At 59.4% G+C, this 11,430-nt stretch carries 12 protein-coding genes; 4 read left to right on the top strand and 8 right to left on the bottom strand.

Features of this window, described 5'->3' with window-relative positions:
* Nucleotides 1-152 precede the first annotated feature (152 nt).
* From DWV20_RS04140 to DWV20_RS04120, 5 genes are all read right to left on the bottom strand, one after another.
* Nucleotides 153-896, bottom strand: coding sequence for a GntR family transcriptional regulator (locus DWV20_RS04140; protein WP_118256436.1), 744 nt, complete (start codon nt 894-896; stop codon nt 153-155).
* A 150-nt stretch (nt 897-1,046) separates the two neighbouring features.
* Complete coding sequence (locus DWV20_RS04135; RefSeq protein WP_370448151.1) at nt 1,047-1,706, bottom strand: HAD family hydrolase; 660 nt, start codon at nt 1,704-1,706, stop codon at nt 1,047-1,049.
* Nucleotides 1,707-1,770: 64 nt separating this feature from the next.
* On the bottom strand, nt 1,771-2,613 hold the full coding sequence (locus DWV20_RS04130; RefSeq protein ID WP_199581783.1) for a Cof-type HAD-IIB family hydrolase: 843 nt from the start codon (nt 2,611-2,613) through the stop codon (nt 1,771-1,773).
* 237 nt (nt 2,614-2,850) lie between these two features.
* A complete protein-coding gene (pgi, locus tag DWV20_RS04125; protein WP_118256433.1) occupies nt 2,851-4,545 on the bottom strand; it encodes a glucose-6-phosphate isomerase in 1,695 nt (564 codons plus the stop codon).
* A 199-nt stretch (nt 4,546-4,744) separates the two neighbouring features.
* Nucleotides 4,745-5,248 (bottom strand): iron-containing alcohol dehydrogenase, encoded by a 504-nt coding sequence (locus DWV20_RS04120; RefSeq protein ID WP_158566209.1) that lies wholly within the window; start codon nt 5,246-5,248, stop codon nt 4,745-4,747.
* 244 nt (nt 5,249-5,492) lie between these two features.
* Between DWV20_RS04120 and DWV20_RS04115 the strand changes: the two genes are divergently transcribed.
* A complete protein-coding gene (locus DWV20_RS04115; RefSeq protein ID WP_118256432.1) occupies nt 5,493-6,998 on the top strand; it encodes a DNA repair protein in 1,506 nt (501 codons plus the stop codon).
* Complete coding sequence (locus tag DWV20_RS04110; RefSeq protein WP_233503154.1) at nt 6,991-7,416, top strand: YolD-like family protein; 426 nt, start codon at nt 6,991-6,993, stop codon at nt 7,414-7,416. The genes DWV20_RS04115 and DWV20_RS04110 overlap by 8 nt, the downstream gene beginning before the upstream one ends.
* 26 nt (nt 7,417-7,442) lie before the next feature.
* Here the strand turns inward: DWV20_RS04110 and DWV20_RS04105 are convergent, their stop codons facing one another.
* Nucleotides 7,443-7,826: a heavy-metal-associated domain-containing protein gene (locus tag DWV20_RS04105; RefSeq protein ID WP_117637468.1), complete on the bottom strand. Its 384-nt coding sequence runs from the start codon at nt 7,824-7,826 to the stop codon at nt 7,443-7,445.
* Between the two features lie 176 nt (nt 7,827-8,002).
* Between DWV20_RS04105 and DWV20_RS04100 the strand changes: the two genes are divergently transcribed.
* Complete coding sequence (locus DWV20_RS04100; RefSeq protein WP_158551283.1) at nt 8,003-8,707, top strand: DUF3793 family protein; 705 nt, start codon at nt 8,003-8,005, stop codon at nt 8,705-8,707.
* Between the two features lie 46 nt (nt 8,708-8,753).
* Nucleotides 8,754-9,173, top strand: coding sequence for a flavodoxin (locus DWV20_RS04095; protein WP_118256431.1), 420 nt, complete (start codon nt 8,754-8,756; stop codon nt 9,171-9,173).
* 117 nt (nt 9,174-9,290) lie between these two features.
* On the opposite strand, the gene DWV20_RS04090 is transcribed toward DWV20_RS04095, so the two are convergent.
* Nucleotides 9,291-10,043, bottom strand: a complete 753-nt coding sequence (locus DWV20_RS04090; RefSeq protein ID WP_118256430.1) for an amino acid ABC transporter ATP-binding protein — start codon at nt 10,041-10,043, stop codon at nt 9,291-9,293.
* Between the two features lie 12 nt (nt 10,044-10,055).
* Nucleotides 10,056-11,417 (bottom strand): ABC transporter permease subunit, encoded by a 1,362-nt coding sequence (locus DWV20_RS04085; RefSeq protein WP_233539770.1) that lies wholly within the window; start codon nt 11,415-11,417, stop codon nt 10,056-10,058.
* Between the last annotated feature and the right edge of the window lie 13 nt (nt 11,418-11,430).

The raw sequence follows: 11,430 nt of genomic DNA, 5'->3' as shown, positions 1-11,430 counted from the left end.
TATGACGTTCTATAGATTACCAGCAGCTTTTCTCGTCATCAAGATAATTTCAAACTGATTGCCGCAACGCGGTTGAACGGTTGCGTTTGCGCCGTGAACGGTATGAAAACGCCCGGTGAGATGATTCACCGGGCGTTTCCATACGCAATGTCCTAGATGTCAAAAACGTAGCGAGACCCAACGATCCGCTGACGACCGATGATAAACGGCCGCCGCTGCTCATCGAAAAAGAAGGCTTCCATATAAAACAAGGGTTCGCCAACGGGAACTGCCAACAACCGAGCGACCTCGGGCGACGCGCACGCGATCTCAAGCGTGCATGGGTCGGTAAACGCGGGCGTGCGGCCCGTCCGGTTGCGCACGAACTCAAAAATGGATTGGTTCGATAGAGGTGCCGTTGATAGATAGGCGTTGTCCTCGTAAACATATATGTTGTTCTCGAGCATGACAGGGACGCCATCGGCAGTACGCACGCGCTCAACGCAGATCAAGTCAGTTCCAACGGGAACACCAAAGAACCGTGCTTCGGTAGAATCCGCCGGCAGTATTTTTCTCGAAATGACACGCGCCCCCGGTTCCATTCCGTTAACGCGGCATGCGTCCGAAAAACTCTGGACGTCATCCTTCTGGCGAATCTTGCGCTTGAGCTTGGGAGCATTGACAAACGTGCCTTTCCCCTGTCGCTTCGTTAGATAGCCCTGTTGGACGAGCTCCTCAATAGCGCGTCGCACGGTGACGCGGCCAACTTTATAGCTCTCAGCCAATTCGAATTCGTTGGGTATCCGTGCACCTGCCTTGTAGGCACCGGAGTTGATTTCGTTTTTGATGATATCGATAACCTGTTGGTACAGCGGTATCGCTGCTTTGCCGTCAGTTAGCCCTTCAGTCGGTGGCATATACCCTCTCCAAGCACAATTTCGTCTAAAACGGGCTTAGGGGCATTCAACAAGTCCTTAAGCCCGCATTATCTTAAAGTATGCTAGGTGTCGCACCAAAATGTCGGCTATTTACTCATCAGACCCGAAAAACGCGCAACTACCGCGCTCCTAAGAAAGCGTGAGCAGCTCCGGCAGCTGGTCGATAATCTTGTCCGCGGCATCCTGGCTAAAGCCAAAGCGCTCCTCGCGCTTGGCAATGACCGTCAGGCCGGCTCGCTTACCCGCGGTAATGCCCGGAACGGAATCCTCAACGCAGCAGCAGCGATTCGCGGGCAGCCCCAGCAGGTCCAGCGCATGCAGGTAGATGTCGGGCTCGGGCTTGCTCTCCTTAAACTGCTCGCCGCTCACCACGTACTCAAAGGCATCCGACAGCCCGCATGCGTTGAGCACTTCCTCGATGCTAACCATGGGAGACGAGCTGGCAAGCGCCACGCGAACGCCGCGGCGCGGCAGCTCTCGAATCGTATCCACGGCGCCTGGGTTAATCAAAGCCTGGTAGTCACGCGGACGCTTATGCGCCCACTCGTCCCAACGGGCCAACGCTTCCTCGCCAGTGAAGTGCCCTTTACCGGCGCGCTCAAACCAATCGACCAGCATATGCAGGAAGAACTGATGTGAGGTACCAACCTGCCCGTTCAACTCCTTTTGGGTCAGATTCAACCCAAGCTCCTTGGCAAACGCGGCAGTCTCGCCCAGGTAGTAATACTCGGTATCGACAATGACGCCGTCCATGTCAAAGATAACGGCGTCGAACGGAAATGCGGACACGGCACCCTCCCTAACAAAAGGGCGCCCGCGAGCAGGCGCCCGAGCCATGCATTAATCGGCGATTCTAACCCAGCAGCTTATCCAACGCCACCGCAATGCCATCTTCGTTGTTATCGGCGGTCACCATCTGGGCTACAGCCTTAACCTCATCGACGGCGTTACCCATGGCAACACCGGTGCCGGCCCACTCAATCATGGACTTGTCGTTCTGGCCGTCGCCAAACGATACAACCTCACTGGCATCGATGCCGAGCTTGGGCAGGGCACCCTCGAGCGCACGGGCCTTGTCGATACCGGGCGCCGTGTACTCAAAGTACCAGTCGGCCGTAAACATGCCCGAAAGCGTCTGCTTAAAGGGCGCATACATCTCCTCGTAATGCGCCTGCAGGTAGGCCGGATCGCCCGCCGTCAGCAGCTTGTCCACGGGATAAGTGTCCACGACCTCATGCAAGCTCTCGACCTCGCGAATCTTAAGGTCGCACGCATCGCGCTCGTATTTGACGATGTTTTTCTGCGAGCCGTCAGGCAGCGTGATCATGCAATGGTACGAGTCCTCGACGTGCAAATCGCGACCAAGCGAAATCATAGGGATCACGTCAAAATTACGCAGGTGATCAATCAGGCGATGCAATTCGTCGGCAGGCATAGCCTGATCGAACAGCACCTCGTCGGTCTGGGCATCGACCACATGCGCGCCATTAAAGGCAACTAGCAGACCGTCATGGCTTTGAAGGTCGAGCTCCTGCGCCAAGGCGTGCAGCCCCCATGCGGGACGGCCCGAAGCCAAGATGAGCTTAATGCCCGACTCCTGCGCCGCGAGCAGCTTCTCGCGCGTACGCGGGCTGATGACCTTTTGGTCGTTGGTGAGCGTACCGTCGATATCCATTGCGATGGCTTTGATTGCCATATGTGCCTCCCTGTCATTGAGCAACCTTGTCTGAGCCATCATACAGAACACCCACGGCGGCGCTGTTTGCAACGGGAAAAATGTCACATTGTCCCAAACATGAACGGCGTGCCTTCGACGATTGCGATGCCCGTCGAGGCGCCTCCCGATACATTCCATTCTATCCAGATAGCAAAGGGCCTGCATCCCAACGGATACGGGCCCTTGTCGGCTATGCGTTAGTTTTCGCAGCGAATCCTACTTACGGTGCGCGCGATAGAACTCGATGAGCGCCTGGGTCGAAGCGTCCTGCTCGGCCTTGGCGGCGTCGTCGTGGAAGGCAGGGGTGATCTGCTTGGCAAGCTGCTTGCCCAGCTCAACGCCCCACTGGTCGTAGGAGTCGATGCCCCAGACCGTACCCTCGACAAACGTGATGTGCTCGTACAGGGCGATGAGCTCGCCGAGCGCGAACGGGGTCAGCGTGTCGCCAAAGATCGAGGTCGTCGGGCGGTTGCCCTCAAAGCAGCGAGCCGGGACGATCTGCTCGGGCGTACCCTCGGCACGAACCTCGTCGGCCGTCTTGCCAAAGGCGAGTGCCTTGGTCTGGGCCAGGAAGTTGCCCAGGAACAGCTCGTGCACGTCCTGACCGCTATCGGTCGCAGGGTTGGCGGTATTGGCGAAGGCGATGAAATCGGCCGGAACCACCACGGTGCCCTGGTGCAGCAGCTGGTAGAAGGCATGCTGGCCGTTGGTGCCGGGCTCGCCCCAGAAAATCTCACCGGTGTCGGAGGTCACGGCGCTGCCGTCCCAGCGGACATGCTTGCCGTTGGACTCCATGGTGAGCTGCTGCAGGTAGGCCGGGAAACGATGCAGGTACTGGCAGTACGGCAGCACGGCGTGGCTCTTGGAACCGAAGAAGTTGACGTACCAGACGTTGAGCAGACCCATCAGCGCGACGGCGTTGTTCTCGAGCGGCGTGTTGCAGAAGTACTCGTCGATGGCGTGGAAGCCCTCAAGGAACTGCTGGAAACGCTCGGGGCCGAGCACGACGATCAGCGACAGGCCCACGGCGGAGTCGACGGAGTAGCGGCCGCCGACCCAGTTCCAGAAACCGAAGGCGTTGGCGGGGTCGATACCGAAGGCCTCGACCTTCTCGAGTGCGGTGGAAACGGCGACGAAGTGCTTGGCAACGGCGTCGGCGTTCTGCTCATCGGAACCGTCGATGGCGCCCTGAGCCTTGAGCTGCTCGAGCATCCAGGTCTTGACCTCGCGGGCGTTGGTGAGGGTCTCGAGCGTAGTGAAGGTCTTGGACACGATGATCACGAGCGTGGTCTCGGGATCCAGGCCGCGAAGCTTCTCTGCCTGATCGTTGGGGTCAATGTTGGAGATATAGCGGCAGTCGATACCGGCGTCGGCATAGGGACGCAGGGCCTCGTAAGCCATGACCGGGCCCAAATCGGAGCCGCCGATGCCGATAGACACCAGGTGCTCGATCTTCTTGCCGGTAACGCCCTTCCACTCACCGGAGCGCACGCGCTCGGCGAAGGCATACATGCGATCGAGGACCTCGTGCACGTCGGCGACGACATCCTGGCCGTCGACGATAAGCTGGCCCTTCTCGCTTGCCGGACGGCGCAGCGCGGTGTGCAGGACGGCGCGGTCCTCGGTGGTGTTGATGTGCTCGCCGGAGAACATGGCGTCGCGGCGCTCCTCGAGCTTCACCTCGCGGGCAAGATCGCACAGCAGCTTGACGGTCTCATCGGTCACCAGGTTCTTGGACAGATCGAAGTGCAGGTCACCGGCGTCAAAGCTCAGCTTGTTCACGCGCTCGGCATCGGCGGCGAACCAGGCCTTGAGGTCGATGCCCTCGGCCTCGAGCTTCTCCTGATGAGCCTCGAGCGCCTTCCAAGCGGCAGTCGACGTAGCATCGATAGGTGCGGCAACAGTTGCCATAGAGTCCTCCTCAGCATACGGGCGCACGCCTCCATGCGCCCGGACATTCAGATGCCACTATTCTAGCGCAGGTCAAGACTATAATCAGCGAGCGTTGCCAATCGGCCCCCAAACGGCAACCGACCAAAAAGGGACAGGTTTATTTTGGCAGGTCAAACGCTTTACCTACCAAAATAAACCTGTCCCTTCCTGGCAGGTATTATGCCGCGGCGCACACGCTACCAAGCAGCTCGCGCAAGGGAGACCCGATGCCCTCCAGCAGCTCGGGCGCGATGATGGCAAAAACGGGAGCCTCGCCGGCTCCCACCGTAGCGGGCACCTTGCCCTCCGAGACAATGCATCCATAGGGGACAAAACCGTCCTCACCGGCATCGAGCGCCGCCATGCGGCGGGCGAGCTCGCGCGCAAAGCCGGCTGTATCGGCATCACCGATCGCCAGGACAAAGTCCACGCCCTCGTCGGTCGCCAGGGCCACGGCCTCGTTGACCAGCTCGCCTCCCCCATCGCCTCCAACCGAGCCACAGCGAAAGAGTACGCGCTCGAGCAGGGCCCGGTCGAGCGAGCCGAGCGCCGCCGAAACGAGCTCATCACGCGTGTGCTTGTCACCACCCAGCACAACCAGCGCCTTGGTGCCACCGTAGTGAGCGACCAATCGTCCGCACCAGCGAGCCACGTCTCCATCCGCAACAAGGCGCGTCGGCATACCAAACCCATAATTGACCATCTTTCCCACAACCCTTCCGTGCGTATAGGCGGTATCAATCGTTAGACCCATGCTACGAAGCGAGGTTTTCCGAGCTGTTTCGCACTCTTTAGAGCTGCGTTAAAACCCGATGCAGCCGCACGACCATACCTGCCAAAAAGGGACAGATTTTGACGGTGTCCGGTCGAGCAGGTATTATCGAACAGGTATTCGATAAGAACATGTGTTTGATGGGAGGGCTCGGATGGCGCACGAGCAGCACACCTACATCTGCATCGACCTCAAGACGTTTTATGCCAGCGTCGAGTGCGTCGATCGTGGGCTCGATCCGCTCACCACCAACCTGGTCGTTGCCGACGAATCGCGCGGACGCACGACTATCTGTCTCGCTATCACGCAGGCTATGAAGGACCTCGGGATACACAATCGCTGCCGTCTGTTCGAGATTCCCGACGGCATCGACTGCATCAAGGCCGTACCGCGCATGCAGCACTACATGGAGGTGTCGGCGCGGATCTACGGTATCTACCTGGAATACGTCAGTCCGCAAGACATTCACGTCTACTCAATTGACGAGTGCTTTATCGACGTGACGCCATATCTGGACCTCTATCACACCGATGCGGAAGGGTTCGCCTGCACGCTGCGCGACGAGGTCCTCGCGCGCACCGGCATCACGGCGACGGTCGGCATCGGCCCCAACCTATTCCAGGCCAAGGTAGCGCTCGACATTACCGCCAAGCACGTACCCAGCCGCATCGGCATACTCGACGACGAGACCTTTCGCAAGGAGATCTGGCCCCATCGTCCCATCACCGATATCTGGGGCATCGGTCCCGGCGTGGCAGCCCGCCTCGAGAAATACGGCGTCTACGATCTGATGGGCGTCGCGGCGCTCGACGAAAACCTGCTTTACGACGAGCTCGGCGTCAATGCCGAATATCTCATCGACCACGCCTTCGGGCGTGAGCCGACAACCATCGCCGATATCCAAGCTTATCGCCCGCAAGCGACCTCGACCACCACAGGGCAGGTGCTCTCGAAGGGCTATGCCTATGAGCAGGCCTACACCGTCTTGCGCGAGATGGTCGACAACGCCGTGTTGGACCTAGTCGATAAGCACGTGGTCTGCGACAGCATCTCGCTCTTTGTGGGTTATGCGAGCGAACGAGCTGACATACGCCGCCTCGACGCCAGCGGTACAGCGCAATATGTGGACGGATGCGGACACCTACGCTCGAGCACGTCGAGCATCGAACCCACCGCAACCGCCGGCCCTGAGCTCGCGCCCCGTGCGCCCAAGCCCGTCCAGCGCGATGACGAACGGCGCCGCCTGGTGCGGGAGGCGCAGGCTATCGATGGCATCTTTGTGGGAGAGCATGGCGGCAAACCGCGCGGTGGCTATGCCGCACTCTTAGCGCACTCCAACGCCTCGCGCAAGCTGCCCGAGCGCACCAATTCGTTTAAGAAGATCATGGGCTATTTCGATGAGCTCTGGGCGCAGACTGTCGATCCCAAACGACCAGTCAAGCGCATCAACCTGGGATTTGGCAACCTCATGCCGGAGGAGTTTGCCACCATCGATCTATTTAGCGATGTCGAGGCCGATGAGCGCGAGCGCGAGCTGGCCCGTGCCGTGCTGGCTGTAAAAGGCAAATACGGCAAGAACGCGCTGGTTAAGGGACTGAGCTTTACCGCCGGTGCCACCGCACGCGAACGCAACGATCAGGTAGGAGGGCACCGTGCCTAAGCCCCAACAGCAGCCGATGCGGCCACCGACACCTTTTGAACGCCTAGCGGACCCCGAGGGAAGACGTCGCTCCGCCGACCCCAAGCTCACCGCTAACGGCGCCGTCCGTGCCGGCCGTGCCGCGCAGTTTATGCCCTTTGCCGCCCTCACGGGATATTACGAACTCGTGCGCAAGCAAGAGATCACCGCCGAACCAAAATGTGAACTCACGGAAGAAAAAGCCCTCGAGCTTTCGAAAAAGCTCGAGGGCCTCAAACGTGGCGACCTAGTCCGCGTCACCTATTACGATACGTACGGCTATCGCTCCCGCACCGGCATCCTCGACGAGGTACTCCCTGCCTTCAAGCTCCTCAAGCTCAAAGACATCGCCATCGATTTCGATGACATTCTTGACATCGAACTGCGCGGACGAGCCTAGACAAGGAAGTGCATCCAAGGCGGCGCTTACAGCGTCATGACGTAGTAACCCGCATCCTTCACGGCCGCCACGAGAGCACCGCGATCGATTGGCCGCTTGGAGCGCACGCGCGCCGTGTGGTCCGCGTACGTTACCGTTGCCCACACACCATTCAGCGCATTGAGGGCATTGGCCACATTCTGAGCGCAGCCATCGCAGCTCATGCCGCCGATGAGCAGCTCATCGCTATAGGGGTAGTGGGACGGATCGGTATCCGCAACCACTACCTTCTTGGCCTTCTTACCGCTCGTGCCATCGCTGCAGCAGCTCTTTCCGTGTGTCGAAGCGACAATACGCCGCAGGCCAAAGAACATGCCGACGACAATCGCGGCAAGCACGATGATATTTGCAGGGTTTAGCAAGTCTTCCATGCGATCCCCTTTCTCCAAACTCTTATACCTATACCCCCATGGGGTGTTCCCATCTTACTCCAAACTCGTGTCGGTTCGGTCAATTAGTTTCCCGCTTCAAACTTTTTTGTTGACCTTGGCTTACTTTCGTGTATAAGTTTTCCTAGGCTAACAACTGAGGACCCGAAAGGAGCATCGTGACTCGAACCATTGACATCCCAACATACCAAACGGCTGTCGTGCGCAACTGCTCCCCTACGCTCGCAGGTATCAAGCCGGCCTCGCTCTTTACCTATCCCGGCGTTTACGCCAACCAAGGCGGAAAACCCGGCGCCGCCCATATCGAAGAGCGACGCTCTCGCCTGCTCGCGGTCATTGCCCAATGCAACCGCGAGCTCCAGCCACTCGGGATCCATATGAGCGTTTTGGTCTGGCGCCCCTGCGGAGCGCTCATCTATGTGTACCGCCCTGCGGACCTCATGCGATACCTCTCCGACCCCCGCGCCACGACGGCGCTTACCGCCGAAGGTTACGATGTCCACAACCTGCCCGCATCCCTGGTGCATCTCGCCGCGCGCATCACGCTGGCAAGCAGCAATGCCGCAGAAAGCGCCTATGACAGCAGCGTCTGCGCACTCGCGCGAAATAGGCACTGCGATACGGGGTGCATGTGCGAGTTCCCCCACGAAATTGGCTATTTTTTGGGCTATCCCTACGAAGATGTCCATCAGTTTATCGTCCAGCACGGCGAAAACTATAAGGTCTTTGGCGCATGGAAGGTATACACAAACGTTGAGCAGGCGCTCACGACCTTCGATTCCTATCGCGCATGCACGCAATACCTTACGTACATCTATCAACAGGGCTGCACCCTGGGACAACTTGTCCAGGCAACCCGATAGAGCATACAAAACGCGGCCGCACGCCGCACAACCGAAAGGAAAACATATGAGCAAGATCGCCGTCGTCTATTGGAGTGGCACGGGCAATACCGAGGCCATGGCAAACCTCGTCGCCGAAGGCGCCACGTCCGCGGGTGCCGAGACCGAGGTCATCCCCTGCGCCGACTTCTCTGCCGACAAGGCCGCCGAATATGATGCCTTCGCCTTCGGCTGTCCCGCCATGGGCTCCGAGGAACTCGAGTACGATGAGTTCCAGCCGATGTGGGACGAGGTCAAGGAGACTCTCGGCGACAAGAAGGTCGTCCTCTTTGGCTCCTATTCGTGGGCCGAAGGCGAGTGGATGGACAACTGGAAGGCCGACGCCGACGAGACCGGCGTCAACGTCGTGGACTCCACCATCTGCTACGACGCGCCCGACGACGAGGGCGAGGCGGCCTGCCGCGCCCTTGGAGCCGAGCTCGCCTAGCGGCAATGAGCTCCGCCCATAACGAGCTCTGCACCAAAACACATTCGCATCCCAACAAAAACGGGAGCCGGATCACATCCGGCTCCCGTTTTCTGTTATGTCAGTCATATAAAGCGGCTACGAGATATTTCCCAAGAACGCCTTGGTGCGCTCGCTCTTGGGGTGGTCGAAGACCTCGCTCGGCGTACCCTCTTCCACGATAACGCCGCCGTCCATAAAGACGACGCGGTCGGCGACGTCGCGGGCAAAGCCCATCTCATGCGTCACGACGATCATGGTCATACCGTCACGTGCAAGATCGCGCATAACGCCAAGAACGTCGCGAACCAGCTCGGGGTCGAGCGCCGACGTGGCCTCGTCAAAGAGCATAACGTGAGGGTTCATCGACAGGGCGCGGGCGATGGCAACGCGCTGCTGCTGGCCACCCGAGAGCTGGCTCGGCATAAAGTCGATGCGCTCGGCAAGATCGACCTTGGTCAGCTCCTCGATAGCGATTTTCTCGGCCTCTTCCTTGCTGCGCTTGAGTACCTTTTGCTGTGCGAGCATGACGTTCTTTTTGACTGACAGGTGCGGGAACAAATTGAACTGCTGGAACACCATACCCAGATGCGTACGTACCTTGTTAAGGTCGACGCCCTTGGCGCAAACGTCCACGCCCTCAACGACGATCGAGCCGCTCGTGGGATGCTCCAGACGATTGATGCAGCGAAGCATCGTCGACTTGCCCGAGCCCGAAGGACCCAGGACTACGACGACCTCGCCCTTGTGCACATCCAGATCGATATCGCGCAGGACCACGTTATCGCCGAAGGCCTTCTGGAGGTTCTTGATGCTGACGACGACCTCGTTCGAGTTATTGGTTTCGCTCATGATAGGACCTCCTTACAGACCGGCGATGTGGTCGGCGGGCGTCGCGACGACCTGTCCAGCGCTCTTGGCGGGACGCTTCTTCTTGGTTTCGGTCGTCCCCAGAAGCCTCGCCTCAAGACCGCTCACCAAGCGAGCAAGCGGCAGGGTGATGACCAGGTAGAACAGCGCGGCAACCACATACGGCGTAATGGAACCCGTCGTGGCCACGATGGTACGGGCGTTCATGACGATCTCGACCACGCCCACGGCCGCGAGCAGCGACGTATCCTTGTAAAGCAGGATGAACTCACTGGTCAGTGTAGGCAGGACATTGCGGAACGTCTGCGGAATCATAACGTAGAGCAGCGTCTGGAAGGCGTTCATGCCCAGCGAGCGCGCGGCCTCGTTCTGGCCCTTGGGGATCGACTGAATACCGGCGCGGAAGATCTCGCACAGGTAGGCGGACGAGTTCATGGCCATGACGATGACGCCCAGCACATAGTCGTCAACCTTGACGCCGGCCAGCGGCAGACCGAAGAACGCGATGTAGATCTGCAGGAACGCCGGCGTACCGCGGATGATATTCACATAGATGCCGGCAAGGCAACGCAGGATGCGCGACTTGGAGATGCGCATGAGCGACAAGGCAAAGCCAAAGGGAATTGCCAGCGGAAACGCCACGAGCACGATCGAGAGCGACATGAGGAAGCCTTTGAAGACGATCGGCAGGCTCTGGACCAAAATGACCGGGTTCAGGAACAGGCGAAGGAACATGTTGGAATTCCATGCCTCGACCCACGGCTGCTCCTTAAGGTCGGCCAGGAAGTTATCGAATGCCGTCACGCCCTTAATCTCGACGGAAGGAATCTTAGAAATCTTCTTGGTCGAACCGTCGGCGAGCGTATAGGTGCCGCTGAAGGCCTCATCGCCGCCCTCGACGGGAAACGTCACGCCGTAAACCTCGACACGGAAAAAGCCTCCGGCAGGCGCCGTCTCGCCAAAGTCGATCTTGAGCGTCTGGCCGTCAGCCTTGCACGTGGGCTTCATGGGCGTACGATCCATGAGGTCCTCGCCCGAGAGCATCGTCAATCGCGTGTCATCGGTACCAAACGTCGTGCCGTCGACAAACGTCAGCGAAAGACCGCTCAGCTCCTCGTCGGCATCGGCCTGAACTTCCCAGGTAATGCGCGTCTCGGTGCCGCCGACCACAGCGCTGCCCGAACCGGTGTTGGGTCGGGCAGTAATCTTTGCGGTCTCAAGCGCCTGGGCGGTCGTGGGCGCATATGCCCCCGCGCACACCAGCGCGAGCGCCACGGCCATGACGCAGGATAGCTTTTGGAGCAAGGCGGGCAGTGAAAAACGCTGCTCCGTGGCCCCTTTGTTCAGTCGAGACAAGGTGGCTCCTATC

This window comes from Collinsella sp. AF02-46-1 (assembly GCF_003465825.1).
Taxonomy (GTDB): domain Bacteria; phylum Actinomycetota; class Coriobacteriia; order Coriobacteriales; family Coriobacteriaceae; genus Collinsella.
The sequence above is the reverse complement of the archived record's forward strand: the minus strand, read 5'-3'. Positions and strand labels throughout refer to the sequence as shown.

Excerpts from the sequence above, each read along its gene's own strand:
- DWV20_RS04115 (WP_118256432.1), top strand. The coding sequence starts at position 5,493 with ATGGCGCACGAGCAGCACACCTACATCTGCATCGACCTCAAGACGTTT.
- DWV20_RS04140 (WP_118256436.1), bottom strand. The coding sequence starts at position 896 with ATGCCACCGACTGAAGGGCTAACTGACGGCAAAGCAGCGATACCGCTG.
- DWV20_RS04120 (WP_158566209.1), bottom strand. The coding sequence starts at position 5,248 with ATGCCGACGCGCCTTGTTGCGGATGGAGACGTGGCTCGCTGGTGCGGA.
- DWV20_RS04095 (WP_118256431.1), top strand. The coding sequence starts at position 8,754 with ATGAGCAAGATCGCCGTCGTCTATTGGAGTGGCACGGGCAATACCGAG.
- DWV20_RS04130 (WP_199581783.1), bottom strand. The coding sequence starts at position 2,613 with ATGGCAATCAAAGCCATCGCAATGGATATCGACGGTACGCTCACCAAC.
- pgi (WP_118256433.1), bottom strand. The coding sequence starts at position 4,545 with ATGGCAACTGTTGCCGCACCTATCGATGCTACGTCGACTGCCGCTTGG.
- DWV20_RS04105 (WP_117637468.1), bottom strand. The coding sequence starts at position 7,826 with ATGGAAGACTTGCTAAACCCTGCAAATATCATCGTGCTTGCCGCGATT.
- DWV20_RS04090 (WP_118256430.1), bottom strand. The coding sequence starts at position 10,043 with ATGAGCGAAACCAATAACTCGAACGAGGTCGTCGTCAGCATCAAGAAC.